Genomic DNA, 16,713 nt, shown 5'->3' with positions numbered 1-16,713 from the left:
GACCCTGGGGGAACGCTGAAGGGCTGTTTTTAGAGATCCTTGAGGGTGCCCTTGGGCATGACCTGCTGAACCGACTGTTTCTGCACGGCGATGTTCACGCCATTGGCGATGTCGACCTTGATGAAGTTGTCGCCCACCTCGGTGATCGTGCCAGCCACACCACCATTGGTCACAATCTCGTCGCCCTTGGAGAGCGACTCCACCATCGACCGGTGCTCCTTCGCGCGCTTGCTCTGCGGGCGAATGATCAGGAAGTACATGATCGCGAAGAAGATCAGGATCATGATCAGGAACTCGATCATGCCACCACCGGCGGCCCCGCCGTCCTGGGCATGCGCTGCAGAAATCAGAAAATCCATCGAAACACTCCCGTCTAGCCAATCGGTTCAGGGCGCCGAACCACGCGCCCGGCGCCCGCGAGACCCGTGACCGGGCTCGCGAAAATTGCCGCGCGGATTATGGCACAGGCGGCACTTCCATGCCGCGCCGACCATAGAAATCGGCGACAAACGCCTGAAGGGTGCCCGCTGCAATCGACTCGCGCAGACCGCGCATCAGGTCTTGGTAGTAATGCAGGTTGTGGGTCGTCGCCAGGCGCGACCCGAGAATCTCGTTACATTTATCGAGGTGTTTGAGATAAGCTCTTGAATAATTGCGGCATGTGTAACAGCCACACTCCGGATCAATTGGGCCCGTATCGTCACGGAAGCGTGCATTGCGGATACGCAGGACCCCTTCCCGGGTATACAGGAATCCATTGCGTGCGTTGCGGGTAGGCATCACGCAGTCGAACATGTCCACGCCACGGCGTACGGCTTCCACGATGTCCTCGGGCCGCCCCACCCCCATCAGGTAGCGCGGGCGGTCCTCCGGCAGCAGCGGCACGGTCACATCCAGCGTAGCGAGTCGTTCGTCCTCGGGTTCCCCGACTGACAGCCCGCCGATTGCATAGCCGTCAAAGCCGATCTCGCGCAGTCCCGCGGCCGATTCCCGGCGCAGCGCCGGGTACATACCGCCCTGGACGATGCCGAACAATGCCGCCGGATTGTCACCATGCGCCTCGCGCGATCGCGCGGCCCAGCGCAGCGACAGCTCCATCGACTGGCGCGCCTCGTCCTCGGTGGCCGGATAGGGCGTGCACTCGTCGAAAATCATCACGATGTCCGCTCCCAGCTCACGCTGCACCCGCATCGACGACTCCGGCGTCATCAGCACCTTCGACCCGTCCACGGGCGACTGGAACCGCACGCCCTCCTCGCTGATTTTACGCATCTCGGCCAGCGAGAAGACCTGAAACCCGCCGGAGTCGGTCAGAATCGGGCCTTCCCAGTGCATGAAGTCATGCAGATCGCCATGCGCCCGGATCACTTCGGTCCCCGGGCGCAGCATCAGGTGGAAGGTATTGCCCAGGATGATCTGCGCACCGAGCTCGCGCAGCTCCTCCGGCGTCATGGCCTTTACGGTGCCGTAGGTCCCCACCGGCATAAAGGCCGGCGTGTCGACTTCACCACGCGGGAACCGCAGTCGGCCTCGGCGTGCCGCGCCATCCTGCCCCAGGTGTTCAAACTCCATCGTGTTCCTCCCGGACACTCGGCGGCAGATCCGCGGGATCACCCGGTGCGAGCCACATGGCATCGCCGTAGCTGAAAAAGCGATAGCGATTCGCCACTGCATGGGCATAGGCGTCCAGGATCCGCCGATATCCTGCAAAGGCCGCCACCAGCATCAGCAGCGTGCTCTGCGGCAGGTGGAAATTCGTTACCATCCGGTCCACTACGCGAAAGCGATATCCAGGCTGGATAAACAGTCGTGTTTCACCCTGAAACGGCGTCAGCTCGCCCTCCGCCCCGGCCGTCTCGAGGGAGCGCACACAGGTCGTGCCCACGGCCACCACACGCCCACCACGCACCTTGCAGGCCGCCACGGCGGCACAGGCCTCCGGGCCCACCTCCAGCCACTCGGCGTGCATCTCGTGGCGCGAGGTGTCGTCGACCTTCACCGGCTGAAAGGTCCCTGCCCCGACGTGCAGCGTCACCGTGGCCGTCTCGACCCCCTGCGCGCGCAGCCGGCCCAGCAGTGCATCGTCAAAATGGAGCCCGGCCGTCGGCGCCGCTACCGCACCCTCCTTGCGCGCGAATACGGTCTGGTAGCGTTCGGCATCGCTGCCCTCGTCCGCCCGCTCGATGTACGGCGGCAGCGGGATATGACCATGCTGCTTCAGCAGCGCGAGCATATCGGCACCATCCACCAGACGCAGCCGGAAAAACGGCCCCTGACGGTCCGTCACCTCCACCGTAAAGGCATCCGCCAGGTGGAGACGCGTGCCGGGCTTCGGCGCCCGACTGGCCCGCACCATCGCCAGCACCTGGGTGGGTGACTCGATCCGTTCGACCAGGACCTCGACCTGCCCACCGCTCGCCTTCTGCCCGAAGACCCGCGCCGGGATCACGCGCGTGTCATTCAGCACCAGGAGATCGCCCGGGCGCAGCAGAGACTCGATCGCGCCGAACGTGGCATCTTCCGCCTGCTTGTCTTCCAGCACGAGCAGGCGCGAGCTGCCTCGCTCGGGCAGCGGATACTGGGCGATCAGCTCCTGCGGGAGCTCATAGTCGAAATCGGAAACACGCATGGCGCGCGATCCTACCACGCACTGCCGCCACGAATGCGGATCGAGCGAAGACACAATCTCCCTTGCCACACCCGGCTCGTGCGCTACACTAGCGCCTCGAAAGCCGGGATGGCGGAACTGGTAGACGCGCCGGATTCAAAATCCGGTTCTGGCAACAGAGTGCGAGTTCGATTCTCGCTCCCGGCACCACATCTTTTCTGGGCCTGCCGCCAAGCCCGAAACCGCGCACCTGGCCGGTGTAGCTCAGCTGGTAGAGCATCTGATTTGTAATCAGAGGGTCGCAGGTTCGACTCCTGTCGCCGGCTCCATTTCGCACACAGCAAAAGGGCCAGCCGAAACGGCTGGCCCTTTGCTTTTCCACACTCCGCTGGCTGGTCTTAGCGGAAGATGCTTTCGTGGCGCGCTTCGCTCATCTGCGGGGCATCCGCCGGGCATACCGACTCCGGATCGATCCGGGCGGCATCATCCACCAGCCCCAGCTCGGCGGCGGTTGGCATGTCGCCACGCGAGATATCGAGATATTCGAGCAGTCGGCCCATGCCATTCAGCGCCCGCGCCTTGGCAATCTCCATATCGTGCTGGGCGTTGATGTAAGCGCGGCTTGCCTCGAAGTGCTCGTTCTCGGTGTCGAGCAGGTCCAGCAGGCTGCGCTGGCCGATCCCGAACTGCTGGCGATACGCAGTACGCACACGGTCGGACGAATCACGGTGCTGGCGCAGGAAGCGCAGCTGACTGTCTAGCGAACGCATGTCGTTGTACGCCACCGAGACGGTCTGACGCACATTGCGGCAGACCGACTCCTGCTGATCGCGCGCCTGGTTGAACTCTTCGGTGAACTGACGTACCCGCGCCTGGTCGGTGCCGCCGCGGAACAGGTTCCAGGTCATCACCACCAGCGCCGAGGTGTCATGGATACGGATGTCCTCGCGTTCGAGAATGTCGTTCTCGTAGGCATGACGCAGTTGCAGGTCCAGACGCGGATGGAAGGCCGAACGGGCCACGTTGCGCTGTTCCTGCGCCGCTTCCATGTTGCGCAGCGAGGCGAACATGGCCGGGTTCTTGGTGATGGCCTCGGTCAGGGCTTCCTGAACCGTGCCGGGAATCGGCTCGTCCGAGAAGGTGCCAATCAGGTCTACCCGGCCGTCGGCGGGCATCTGCCCCACGATGCGGTAGTACCGCGCGTTCACGTCGTGCAAGTTCTGGCGCTCGGTCAGCAGGTTCGACTCGGCCAGCGCCAGACGCCCCGAGGCTTGCTCGAGATCGACCCCGCGGCCCACGCCACGGTCGGTCTGGTCCACGATCTGGTCGTAAACCTCCTTGTGCGCGTCGTAGTTCTCCTGCGCCAAGTCCACCAGGGCGCGCTGGCGCTGGACATCGGCGAAGGCGCGTACGGCTTCCAGTGCGATCTCTTCGGTCGTCTCGCGCAGCTCGAAGAAACGCACCCGCTGAATCTCACCCAGGCGGCTCACTTCGCTCGCGGTCTCGAAGCCGTCGTAGAGCATCTGCGTCAGCGTGATGTCGACGCCCCGCGGGTTACGCGAGAACGAATCAAAATTGTCGTCGCTGGAGCGCTGGCGCTGGTAACCGGCACGGGCGTTCAGATCGATCTCCGGCAAGAAACGCCCACGTGCGCCGGTTTGTTCTTCCCCCGAGGCGCGAAAGGCATGCCAGCGCGCCTGCACATCGGGGTTGGAGAGTACCGCTTCCATCGCGGCGTCGCGCAGTGGCTCCGGCGCCTCGGCCTGCGCCGAACCGCCCACGACCATCGCCACAGCCGCTGTCAGCGCCAGCAAGCCACCTTTGCCAGTCACACGCCTCGTTCCGTTCATCATTGTTGTCCTCCCATAGCACCTGCCCCCGACCCTCTGGTCAGCGGGCGGGCGGATTCCGTTAACCCGACGAAACGCTTATGTGCGCCTCACACCTTTGAACGATAGGCCTAAGCCCATACCCGCGCAATCATTTTTGAAGTGGTTCACATAACGGAAAACAAACGCCTGATAAGGCGAGAAACAGCGCACAGCACTACGCTTGGGATTTATGTTTCTGGCTTTCCACAAAGGCGTAGCTCATCATTCGGGAAGTAGTGCTTTTTTCACCCACCGGAGAGCGCGCCGACGTGCCTGGCATCTGGCCCCGCAACCCGTCCCGACTGATACGGCGCGCAAGCCTCTTGCTCGTGCTGGTCGTCGGGGCGTGGCTGCTGGGCTCCAGCCATGCAGGCCTCGACAGCTTTGCCCAGCTCGAACGGGTTGCGGCCGACCGCTATGGGCCGGAAACGGCCGAGCGCGTGCGGCGCTGGCGCGAGCTGCTGGAGGATCTCGCCGATGAAGACGAGCAGACCCAGATCACGCGGGTGAACGAGTTTTTCAATCGACAGTTGCGCTACCAGGACGACCAGATCACCTGGGGACAGGAGGATTTCTGGGCGACGCCTCTGGAGGCCCTGAACGAGGGCGCGGGGGATTGCGAGGACTTCTCCATTGCCAAGTACGTCAGTCTGCGCAAGCTGGGGATCCCCGATGAACGCCTCAGGCTGTTCTACGTACGGGCCCGCATGGGCGGCCCCGGTAGCAATCTGAGCCAGGCGCATATGGTCCTGGGTTATTTCACCGACCCCCGAGAGGAACCACTGGTCCTGGATAACCTGATTACCCGGATTGAACGCGCCTCGCTGCGCGACGACCTGACCCCAATCTTCTCGTTCAACAGCGAAGGCCTCTGGCCCGACGGCGCAGCCCAATCCGCGGCCGACCCGACGGCTCGCCTGTCACGCTGGCGTCGCGTCCTCGAACAACTGGACGACTACGGCCTTGATCTCGATCGACCCATCAACCGGACCCCTGAATGAGGGCGCAGCCATGACGCTGAGAAAACAACTCTGGATTGCGGTGGCCATCATCATGCTGCTGGCCTTGCTGGTAAGCATTGTGGTCAGCACCCTGTCGGCGCGCGACTATCTGGCGCAGCAACTGCTGACCAAGAACATCGACAACGCCGCTTCGCTGGCCCTGTCCCTCTCGCAGCTGCCCAAGGACGGCACGACTGTGGAGCTGCAGATCGCCTCGCAGTTTGACACCGGGCATTACCGTCATATCCGCCTGGTGGATCCTGGCGGCGAGCTGATGATCGAACGGCGCAACCCCGAACCACCGCAAGGCGTCCCCGACTGGTTCGTCGAGCTTCTGGCGTTCAATGTGCGCCCCGGCATCGCCCATGTCTCGGACGGCTGGTCGTCGTTCGGCACACTGATCGTCGAGAGCCAGACCAACTACGCCTACGAGTCCCTGTGGGAAGGCACCCTGCGCCTCACCGCTATTTTTGCCGGAGGCCTTCTGCTCATCGGCCTGCTTGGATCCTTCCTGCTCGGACGTCTTATCCGTCCGCTCCGTCAGGTCGTGGATCAGGCCGAGGCAGTGGGCGAACGGCGGTTCGTGACGACACCGGAACCGCGCACCTGGGAGTTTCGCGCGCTGGTACGAGCCATGAACCGGCTGACCGAACATGTCCGGATGATGTTGCAGGAAGAATCCTCTCGGCTGGAACGCCTCAAGAACCGCCTGCAACATGATGATGTTACTGGACTGTTGAATCGAGAATCTTTTCTTGCACGGTTTCAGGCCACCCTCGAGAACCGCCATTCCGGATCCGCCGGGAGCTTTGTCGTGCTGCGTGTCTCGAGCCTTCCCGAACTCAATCAGGCCATCGGACACGACAAACTCGATGCGCTTCTGGCGCGGATTGCAGGTGTCGCCGAGCAGCAGGTCAGCGTAACGGACTACGGTGCGGCCGGACGCCTGAAAGGGTCGGATGTCGCGGTCTTCGGCGACGGCATTGGCGACAGTCGTCGCTTTGCCGAATCCTTGCTGACCGCGATTCGTGCCGAACTGGGACCCGCCGCCCCGGACATGATGGCCCTGCATCTGGCGGGCACGCCCTACCACCCCGACGACAGCACCGGCGAGGTCCTCAGTCGCGTCGATCAGGCGCTGGCTCGTGCGGAGCTGGAACCGGGCGATTCCATTGCCGAGGAGCCACACGCGGTCCTGCCGCACGCCAACCAGAACGAGTGGCGGACCGCGATTACCGTGGCCCTGGCTACCCATGGCGTGCAGCTTGCGCGTTTCCCCGTGATCGACGCCGACCACGAACTGATGCACCACGAGGCCCCGATGCGTCTGCTGCTCGATGGGGAATCCCGGCCGGCGGGATATTTCATGCCCTGGGCCGTACGTCTGGACCTGATACGACAACTCGACGATGCCGTGCTGGAAACGGCACTGGAACAACTTCGAAGCTCCAGCGAGCGGCTCGCGATCAACCTGTCGGTCGACAGCCTGCAGGACACCGACTTTCGCCAGCGTCTGGAATCCCGCCTGGCCTCCGACCCGGAAGTGGCCGGTCGCCTGTGGCTGGAATTCCCGGCCCGAGGCGCCCTGGCCCATCCCGCCGAACTGCGCGACCTGTGCCGTATCGCGCGTGTCACGGGATTTGTGGTCGGTCTGGAACACGCCGGTCCCGAGGCCTTCCGCTCCCATGACCTGACCGCGTACGGGTTGCATTACGTAAAGCTTCAGGCCTCGCTGATCCAGGGTGTTCACCGTTCCACCGAGACCCAGGCGCTGGTCCGGGGCCTTTGCACCCTGGCCCACTCCATTGGCATCCTCGTCGTCGCCGAGGGCTGCGACAGTGCCGACGATATCGAACCGCTCATGGAACTGGGCATTGACGGAGTAACCGGACGCGCGGTGCAAACCCAGAACGCCTGAGCCCTCCACACAAGCGCCCCGCCGGCTGTGGCGGGGCACTGACGACCACCTCCTGGTCGGACACGAAGCCCCACCACCCACGCGAACCATTTGGGCAGGGGCCCACTTTGCCCCCGCCGCCGAAGGGTGCGTGGAGGGAAGCGGAACGCACCTTTTTTTCACGCCGGTGGGACGGTGATGCGTTTCGCTGTGCTCAACGCCGCATCCTGCGATCCTGCACAAGCGCCCTGCCGGCTGCGGTGAGGGCGGGTCCGGGTTCTTCTACTGGTCGATCTTCAGCTGATCGTTGTCCAGCAGGGTCTGGATGATGGCCTCCGAGCTGCTGCCCAGGTTCACCCCCTGCAGGGTGATGATCTGATCGGCATTCTCGCCGTCGGTCCCTAGCTGGCCACTGGAATGCACGAACAGCACGGTGTCCTGGCCCTGTTGTTCGGCGTACAGGTACTGCCCCAGGTCATCGGTCGCCTCTTCGCCCTGCAACAGGTCCGACAGGTCCAGCACGTCGCCGCCGTCGCTCCCTGCCACGTTGAAGTCGGTGATGACATCGTGGGCGGCCGGGCCGCCATCCAGGGTCTGGTCGCCGAAGTGCCAGACAAAGGTGTTGCTGCCACCGCCACCCGTAAGCGTGTCGTTGCCCGCGCCTCCGATAATGACGTCATTGCCCATCCCGCCAATGATCATGTCATCCCCGGCTCCGCCGTACAGGAGGTTGCTGCCATTGCCGCCGACCAGGGTATCGTCGCCGTCACCTCCGAACAGGATGTCGTCCCCGTCATGCCCGATCAGGGTGTCGTTCCCGGCGCCTCCAAGCAGCAGACCTTGCGTCCCGGCGGCGACGGTCAGTTCCGCACCGTCGTCGTTTGCGGCTTCCTGCACCACGTAATGTTCCGGCGCGACCTGCAGCTTGATCGCGTCGTTCAGGGTGATGCTGTCGCCGTCGCCGTCCACGACGGACAGATCCAGCCCGAACCCCAGGGGCGTCCCGAGGACAGTCGTCGTGACCCCGCCAAAGCCCCCGATCTGGAAGTTGCTGCCGCTGACGTAATGGTATTCGACGCTGTTCAGGCCGTCCTCGGCGAACACACCGATGCTGGTGCCCGACTGCACGCCCTGGAAGATGGCGTGGTCACCGGACAGGCGCACGGTGAACGTATTGCCGGCAAGCTCGAAAGTCTCCGACTGGTTATCGCTCCAGCCGGTCATGTCGACGGTGTATGTCTGCCCGCCATACTCGACGAAGGCCCCGGTGATCCGCACGGGGTCACCATCACCCACCAGGTTGTTGCCGTCCGGGTCATCATAGGCCTCGACGCGGATGGTGGTATTGCCGGCCGTCGTGATCTGCGCCGAGGCACCATCGACCCGCACATGGCCATCGAAGGCATGGCCCGGATTCGCCGGGTTGTAGCCGGTGCCGTTGGGCGGATTGCCCGAGGCATTCTCGACATAGTCCACGCGCATGGCCTGGCCGCTACCGACGAACACGTTGCCCACACCGCCCTCGCTGGCGTTCGTGTTCACCGAGCTGGCGCCCACCGGCGTCAACAGGATGTCCGGCAGGTCTTCCGCGCCGGTGAAATAGTTGTAGTGGCGGTTACCGGCGGATCCGGCCAGCGAGTAGCCATCCTCGTCCACCGAGAACCGCTGTTGCTGATCGAGCGGCTGATGCAGCTCGAAGTCGTAGCTGTCCGGGCCGTTCGGATCAAGATTGAGGCTGGCGGTGAACACCTTGGCCGCCACCACATCGGGGTCGTCGACACCGCTGCCACCGGCATGTGTGGAGGCGATCAGGGTCTGCCCGTCCGCGCTGACGTAGTAGTACACCGCCTGCCCGCCGGACGACAGGCCGGAGGCCTGGCCATTTTCGTAGGCGAACTTCACCGTGCCAGCGAAATCGGCGCCGAAGTTGTCATGCACCTCGCCATCGAGATCCAGACGCACCCCCTCGATCTTGCCCAGCGCGTGCCCCGGATCGTTCACCAGGAAACCGAACTCGGGGATGATCGGGCTCGGCCCGTCGTCCACAAAGGACAGGGCGCCACCCAGGGCGATCGGGTCCGTCGCGAGCACGGCGTAGTCACCGTCACCGTCGGTTGCCGTGGCCGTTGCGCTCAGCGTGACCAGGCCACCCAGTGTCTCGATGGCATCGGGCGAGGTACTGTCGGCATGGTCGATCGGACGAAACAGGGTCAGCTGAAGAATGGCCTGCCCCAGGTCGTTGGTTGTGATCTCAAGCCGAAAGACGACCTCGCCACCCGCTGTGCCGGTAACGGTCTGTCCGTCCTCCGAGAGCGCGAGCATGATGGCCTGTCCCTGACTGAACAGGCCGGACGAGCCGTCGTCCACCGCCGAACCGGCCAGGCCCAGCGCATAGCTCCAGGCCAGGCTGCCTTCGCCGTCGGCACCGTAGTGCACGTCCACCTGGAACAGGCCGTCGAGGACAATGGAATCGACACTGGTGCCGTCGCCCAGCGTCTCGCCATCACGCACGGTCAGGCCCAGATCGTCGAGGGCATATGTGATACCCGCGACGTCGAACACCGGGCCGTCATCCGCAAACCGCAGCAGCGACCCCAGATCGGCGTAGACATAGTCCGTCGCCGTGTCGCCATCGCCGTCGGTCAGCGTCACTTCGCCACGCAGTTCGATCTGGCCGGACGACAACGCCAGCACGTCGTCCCCATAGTCCGCGCCATCGTCCGAATGATGATCCAGCGGCTGATACTGACTGAGCACCAGTTCGCCGGTGTCGGCGTCAATCCAGACGCGGAAGACGGTATTGGCCTCGGTGATCGGTTCCGCACCACTGGCCGTCGTCCCGATGATGACGCCGCCCACCACAACCAGGGCCACCGCGACACCGCCGCTGGTCAACCCGCGCTTGTCATCGCCCTCTCCGGTCTGCGCTTGTTGCCCGGCGACACCCTCCTTCAGGCCTAGGATGTACACCCAGCTTTCGGCGGCATCGTCCGCGGGCCCATCGGCACCAAAGGTACTGCCAGCGCCCAGCGTGAACAGATCCTGCAGCAGCACGCGGTCCTCGCGGCCCTCCGGATCCGTCTGAGTACCGCCCTCAAGCGCGGCATCCGATGTCTGCAACGCCAGACCGCCCAGATCGGCCACCTCCGCCTCGGCCACCGGCCCGTCGTCCGCGAACCGGGCCAGGGCGCCCACATCGAGCACGGCGTAAGCGGACGCCGTGTCGCCATCGCCGTCGGTGAGCGTGACCGTTCCCGTGAGCTGGATCTGCCCGGGTGCGAGGGTCAACACGTCCAGCGCGTGGTTCTCACTGTCCGCGTTCGGATGGTCCACCGGCTGATATTGCATCAGTACCAGATCGCCATCCTCCAACGTGATGCGGAAGACGGTATTCGCCTGCGTGATGCCATCGAGACTGGATGCGGTACTGCCCACGACGGCACCGCCATCGGCGTACAGATACACCGCCATTCCGGCGCTGGTCAGTGGAGCGGATTCGTCACCCGCTCCGGTCCGGGCGATACTCCCTTCCACCCCGGCCACAAGCGCCAGGGCATGGCTCCAGGATTCCGCCGCGGTCGCGGCGGGGCCATCGGCGCCATAGGTATGCCCGACCCCCAGCTGGAACAACCCGTCCAGCGACAGTCGGGCCTCACGCCCTTCGGGGTCCGGCGCGTTACCATTCGGCAACGCGGCCTCGAGCACGAGCAGATCGACGGCATCGAGGGCCACCACTTCGGCCACCGCGATGGGCCCGTCATCCGCGAACTGGCTGATCGACCCGACATCCACGCTCAAGCTGCCGCTCGCCACATCGCCATCGGCGTCGGTGAGGGTTACCGTCGCCGTCAGCGTAATCAATCCGCCACTAAGCGCGAGTGTGTCGCCACCGTAGTTCTCGTGATGGCTGACAGAGTGATCCAGCGCCCCGTACTGTTCCAGCACCAGTTGTCCGTCTTCCAGCCAGAAGCGGAACACGGTATTGGCCGCGTTCACCTCGCCCGTCTGCGCGGCGGTGCTGCCCGCGATCGAGCCATCCGCCAGGGCATGGAGATAAACGGTCTCACCGCCGCTGGTCAATGGATCCCCACCCGCGCCGGTCGTGGCGACCACCGGGCCACCGCCAACCACACTCAGTGCATAGGTCCATTGGATCGTCCCGGGTCCGTCCGGCCCGAAGTCCACATCGGCTTGAAAGATCTCCGCCAGGGCGATCCTGGCGATATTCAGCCCCCCTTCCTCGACCCCGAAGCGAGTGCCCCCTTCCACCAGGGCGTCCGATGTGCCCAGTATCTGACCGGAGAACTCCGGCGCGATGGAAAGGGCTACACTCGGCTGTCCGTTCGACACCTCGGTCGTCTCGGCCAGGCCTGCGCCATCCAGCAAAAACTCCGGCTCCGCGAACACATTGCTTGGAAATTCGTAACCGACAGAGGGCACTTCCTCTACATTTCGCGCAATTCGGACGAAGCTCACACCTCCCTCGCCACCCCCTTCAAGACCGGCCGCCGGTGCTTCCAAAAGGTCGTCCAGGCTCTCGCCCCGTTCCAGCGCGGCGATGATCGCCTCCACCGTGGCATCCCCGATCTGCGACTCCGTCGGATCCGCACCCGTGGTCTGCGCCAGGTCTTCGGTGATCACCGCGGCCTCGCCCTCCGCAAGGGTCACCGTCGAGCCATCGGCAAAAGCCAGCTCGACCAGACCACCGGCGTCGACCTCGACCGTCTCACCCGCCTGGATGACATCACCCGTCTGAAGAACCCGGGTATTGCCCTCGGCGTCCCGCGCCATCGCGGTACCGATCAGCGTTTGAACCGTTGCAACAGTGGTTTGGGTGGACATGGTCGTATCCCGGTCAGGTACCCCAACATGGGGTGCTCATGACCTTCTAGATACGCCCACCGTCAAAAACCCGTTAGCTGTACTGAAGTACAGGGAATGGGTTTCGCCATACCCTGTCAAGACAATGGCGGAAAGCCGGGCGGCTCACGCCAGCAAGAAAGCGCCAAGGCATCGGGAAATACCCGTACAGTGTTGAAACGGCGGGCCCGTCAGCACCACCGCGAGGCGCAAACCCCGTACCGAGTTGCACCTCGAACGACCATTCAAAGCAAGCCTTCGTCGTCTTCCACCAGGCTCAGGCGCTGCGCGGAGGCACGCAGGTCCTTGCGCCCCAGCAGCTTCTTCTGTGCCGCGTCCGGCAGATCCGTAAACCGGATCACGCCCTTGTCCGTCAACACCTCGACCAGATCCTCCAGCACCCGGACAAGCTCAAGGTCCGAGGCCTGCAACGCCGCGGGCTCGGCCGCCTCGCCACCCAGAAAGGCAACCAGCTCCGGCGAGTCCGCATCCAGCCACTCGCTGCAGTCCGCGCGCGCCTCCCGGCTGACCATCTCGATCCCGCCACTGGCATCTCGCTTCACGTACATGCCCGCTCCTTCATCCCGTGCCAACCACAAAAAGCCCCACCGGATACTACACCCGGTGGGGCCCTGTCTGCTCCCTCTCAGCGACCAGCTACTGGTCAATCTTCAGCTGTTCGTTATCCATCAATTGCTTGACAAACTCAGCCGAACTCTGGCCATCCATGCTTACCCCTTCCAACACAATGGACTGATTGTGCGCCCAGTCATCATTGTTGTTATTCGGGTTGCCATTATTGTTATTGCCTGGCGAAGTGTCACCTTCCGTTCGTATTTCCAGAACCGTGTTTCCTTCGCCATCCTCTTGCGCGAGGATGTATTCGTCCACATTGTCGGCGTCGGCCCCCACCAAAAGGTCCGAAAGATCGAGTTGGTCGGCGTCACCTTCACCGGTGAAGCCTTGTTGCGAATCGACCGTGAAATCACGCACCACATCCCGAGGCATTGCGTCTGGATCATAGGCCCCGCTATTGAGATCACCGGTCGACGGGACATCTCCGGCCACGTCACCGGGCCAGATGAACGTATCGGCTCCATCATCACCGATCAGCACATCATTGCCGGCGCCCGCCTTGATCTGATCCGCACCCGAGGTGCCCACCAGGATCTCGTCCGCCTCGGTACCCGCAATTGGCGAACCCTCTTCAAGGTCCGTGCCCCAGATCACGTTTAGATCCGGGCTGTCGATTCGGATCGAAAGGGTCGCAACCGCTTCGTCACCGTTCGGATGCGTCAGCTTGTAATCGAAGGTGTCGATGCCCCCGGCATTGGCGACATCATTGGATGCTGTATAGGTGTATGTCCCGTCATCCGTGATGGTCAGATCACCAAACTCTCCAGCCACCCAATGCTCACCCTCGACTTCGACGTACTCGTTCCCGTCAAAGATGCTCAGGGTGGTGTCATCGCTGCCTGGCTCATCGGTACTGCCATCGGCGTTCTCATCCGTAATGACATTCCCTGTAACCGTGTTAGACGCCTGCTGGTCTACTACGATCTCCGAGAATCCGGCTTCTCCGCCCCGAGATCCCCCGAACCAGCTGAAATCATTCGTTTCTCCGGTCAGTTCGAGCCGGTAGTCACCGGGCTCCAGGCCGTCCGGGAAATCTACTGGCACATTAAACTCTGCCCCCTGCGATGATGACGAGCTTCGGGTTATTTCGCCACTCTCAAGCAGCTGTTCACCTTCATCCGGGCCGTCAAAGTACAGTGCCCACGTGAGTTCGGCTTCCCCGCTTTGAGCGATCCCGCTAGAAAACGCCGAAAGCTCGGCCGTCATTGAAACGGAGCCCGAATAACCCTCTTCAATCGTGAATTCGCGGCTCTCCGTCCAATCCGTGCCCTTTTCACGGCCATCGAGCTGCTCCTCAAAGGACTCACCTACAAAGGCCGTATTCAGATTGTCGACCGCGCTCACTGCGCTGGCGTACACAACCTCGGTGCTGTCGACGTCGACATCGCTCCACACACCATCCGTGGAAACTGCTTGGGCCGACACCTCGATCTCATCGGATCCAGCATCGGGACGTACCGTCAATCCATCGATATCGGCCGGGTTCACCGTATAAAGGCCATCGACCGCTGACTGTACGTTGCCGTTCACCAGGAGTTCGCCGCCCTGTACCTCCAGCTGGTAGTAGTCGATCTCGCCCGGGTCATCGATGCTGCCGTCGAGCGAAACCGTGTAGATAGTGGACGTGACATCCAGCTGCCCCTGGATGTTGCTGACATCGACGACTTCGTCCGGATGCGTAGAACGCACCTCGAACACAACCTCCGCTTGACCGTTTTCATCCAGCGTCACCGTCAGCGACTCGTCCTCGGCAGGGAACACGGTGCTATCCGAATTGGCCGGGTCGTACCACGAGGTCTCGTAGAGCTCCTCGCCGTTCACAAAGACCTTAAAGGTGTCCCGCGTACCGCCACGATTCGCCCAAGACGGAAGCCCATCCGGGTTTCCATCTTCCCAGCCACCTTTCGCTTGCTGCGTCCAGCTGAGGTTGAAGGTTTGCCCGGCATTGGCCTGCCCAAAGTCGAACATCAGTGTCTCGGTATCCGCCGGCGGATTGGGATCGTTAATATTCCCATCACCGGAACCGCCGACACCCAGGTCCGCGAAACCATCCTTGAGGACAGTCTCTTGGCCCTCCTCGGAATCGACCGAAACCGAAACCGTCGGAATCAACAGGGTCTCGACCTCAGGCAAATCGACCAGCGCAGGATCAAAGATGATCGGAATCTCATAGCTGGCGGCATCACCATCACCATCTTCCGCATGGAAGGTCACCGGAAGCTCGAAGCTTTCCGACGCATCCATGTAAGTCCCGGACATACCCTTGATGTTGTAATGGCTCCCCTGCCCCGAGGAACCCAGGAAACGGATCTCGTCAAATCCACCTGGTTCACTGATCGACAGACTGTCACCGGACCCTACAAGGTCACCATCGCGGTAGATTTCCCAGCTCGGCGAACCCTGGTTCCCCATCGTGAAATCCAGATCCGTGACGTACTGATTAAAGCTCGCAGACAGGGTTTGCCCGCCATTGATCAGGTTATTTGCGACGCCAATACCACTTCCAGACCAATTGACTGCACCATTTTCTGATGAGAACTGGACCTCCAGACCGTTATCGAACACAAACAGGTCATCATCGATCCCGCCACCAGAGGTCAGGCTTTCCTCGTCGAAGCTGCCCCGCGCCACCGGGTCGAGCGGTTCCAGCACATTGACGATGTAGCTACCATCAATATCCGCCTGAATCGTGAAGACCGGGTCTCCATTTGAATTGTTAGCGGTCAGTGTCGCCGTATCGGCATCGAAACTGAACGTTAGCTTATCGCCTCGGGAGGTCAGAAGGACTTCATCCCCATCGAGCAGCGCCACGAGATACCCGTCGTCATCAACGGATAGTTCGATGTCCTGAATGAATGCTCCATCCTCGTCCGCACCGATGTTGAGGCCGTTGTTGCCTTCTATTGGGCTTTCGGTTATTTCACCGGTAAGGGTGATTCCTTCACCGTCCTTGAATACCGGCGCATCGTCGCGGATCAACACGTCGATGGTGTCATCAGCAACCTGGCCGTTATCGTCGGTCAGCGTGACCGCAATCGAGTCCTTCCAGTCCAGGTTGCGCCCCTGGCCATCGGGATGCTCGATCGGTTCACGGAACTCCAGATCGAAACTGACCTCCCCGGTGTCGCTGTCAAAACCATTAAGGATCAGCAAATTGCCATTGTCGGTTTCGATATCGACCGTGTTGGAGTCATCAAGCGCTTCGAGTTGATCGAGTGTCAGGAGCACAGAGCCATTTTCATCTGTGGCCCCGGCAGCGTTGCTCCCGCTCAAGGTTCCTGCGATTGCCAAGCTGGCGATACCCGCCGGCGCATTGAGTGCGAAGCTGCCTGACTTCACCAACTGGGCGGGATCTGGACTTGTGCCGTTCTCCAGATGCTTCTCGTCGAAGAAGAAATCCTTCTCGCCCAAGCCCGTGATTTCCGGCCCAGGGACCGGAACCCCAGTGACTGCCGACGCCTGGTCACTCAGCTCGAACGGATTTACCCCGTCCTCGGCGATGGTCACCGAGCCTTCAACAGTCGCCGCGAGCTCGTTGCCCGAGACCTGGCCATTACGGATGGCCGCCGCACCGTCCTCGGTCAGCACCACATTGGTACCGTCCAGCGCCAGATAACCGTTGCTGTCCTCGGTCAGACTCAGCTCGATCTCGCCCGCCAGGTCGCCGTCGATGCCGTCCAGGTCCAGATCCGCAGTGACTTCGAACACCACTTCACCCTCGCCCGCCGACTGCGGCCAACCATCGGTGGCACCATCCGCCAGGGCAAGATCCACCGTCAGCTCCGGATTCGGCACCGGCACTTCCACCGATGCATCATCCACGCCGGTAACCGTGAAGGT

Annotated in this window: 9 protein-coding genes and 2 tRNA genes; 4 read left to right on the top strand and 7 right to left on the bottom strand. The window is 62.7% G+C overall.

The genetic code is table 11. The annotated features are described in order from the left end of the window. Positions 1-29 precede the first annotated feature (29 nt). The 3 genes from yajC to queA form a co-directional block, all read right to left on the bottom strand. Positions 30-359, bottom strand: coding sequence for a preprotein translocase subunit YajC (gene yajC / locus F813_RS0111080; protein WP_017926621.1), 330 nt, complete (start codon positions 357-359; stop codon positions 30-32). Positions 360-456: 97 nt separating this feature from the next. Then, on the bottom strand, positions 457-1,572 hold the full coding sequence (tgt, locus tag F813_RS0111075; RefSeq protein ID WP_017926620.1) for a tRNA guanosine(34) transglycosylase Tgt: 1,116 nt from the start codon (positions 1,570-1,572) through the stop codon (positions 457-459). Beyond that, positions 1,562-2,629 (bottom strand): tRNA preQ1(34) S-adenosylmethionine ribosyltransferase-isomerase QueA, encoded by a 1,068-nt coding sequence (gene queA / locus F813_RS0111070; protein ID WP_017926619.1) that lies wholly within the window; start codon positions 2,627-2,629, stop codon positions 1,562-1,564. The genes tgt and queA overlap by 11 nt, the downstream gene beginning before the upstream one ends. Before the next feature lie 102 nt (positions 2,630-2,731). Between queA and F813_RS0111065 the strand changes: the two genes are divergently transcribed. Both F813_RS0111065 and F813_RS0111060 read left to right on the top strand, forming a co-directional pair. Beyond that, a tRNA-Leu gene (locus F813_RS0111065) sits at positions 2,732-2,818 on the top strand. Between the two features lie 43 nt (positions 2,819-2,861). After that, positions 2,862-2,937 (top strand) — tRNA-Thr (locus F813_RS0111060). Positions 2,938-3,006: 69 nt separating this feature from the next. Here the strand turns inward: F813_RS0111060 and F813_RS0111055 are convergent. Next, complete coding sequence (locus F813_RS0111055; RefSeq protein ID WP_026148256.1) at positions 3,007-4,395, bottom strand: TolC family outer membrane protein; 1,389 nt, start codon at positions 4,393-4,395, stop codon at positions 3,007-3,009. A 407-nt stretch (positions 4,396-4,802) separates the two neighbouring features. Between F813_RS0111055 and F813_RS0111050 the strand changes: the two genes are divergently transcribed. Beyond that, a complete protein-coding gene (locus tag F813_RS0111050; protein ID WP_017926617.1) occupies positions 4,803-5,480 on the top strand; it encodes a transglutaminase-like cysteine peptidase in 678 nt (225 codons plus the stop codon). Positions 5,481-5,490: 10 nt separating this feature from the next. Continuing rightward, positions 5,491-7,398 (top strand): LapD/MoxY N-terminal periplasmic domain-containing protein, encoded by a 1,908-nt coding sequence (locus tag F813_RS0111045; RefSeq protein ID WP_017926616.1) that lies wholly within the window; start codon positions 5,491-5,493, stop codon positions 7,396-7,398. 261 nt (positions 7,399-7,659) lie between these two features. Here the strand turns inward: F813_RS0111045 and F813_RS0111040 are convergent, their stop codons facing one another. From F813_RS0111040 to F813_RS13690, 3 genes are all read right to left on the bottom strand, one after another. Beyond that, complete coding sequence (locus F813_RS0111040; protein WP_017926615.1) at positions 7,660-12,219, bottom strand: retention module-containing protein; 4,560 nt, start codon at positions 12,217-12,219, stop codon at positions 7,660-7,662. 263 nt (positions 12,220-12,482) lie between these two features. Then, positions 12,483-12,806 carry a hypothetical protein gene (locus F813_RS0111035; protein WP_017926614.1) on the bottom strand — a complete coding sequence of 108 codons (324 nt, stop codon included), beginning with the start codon at positions 12,804-12,806 and terminating at the stop codon, positions 12,483-12,485. A gap of 88 nt (positions 12,807-12,894) precedes the next feature. Further along, positions 12,895-16,713, bottom strand: a 3,819-nt coding sequence (locus F813_RS13690; RefSeq protein ID WP_017926613.1) for a type I secretion C-terminal target domain-containing protein, incomplete at its 5' end; no start/stop codon positions are given.

The sequence above is a fragment of the Thioalkalivibrio sp. HL-Eb18 genome (assembly GCF_000364985.1).
Classification (GTDB): Bacteria; Pseudomonadota; Gammaproteobacteria; order Ectothiorhodospirales; family Ectothiorhodospiraceae; genus Thioalkalivibrio.
The sequence above is the reverse complement of the archived record's forward strand: the minus strand, read 5'-3'. Positions and strand labels throughout refer to the sequence as shown.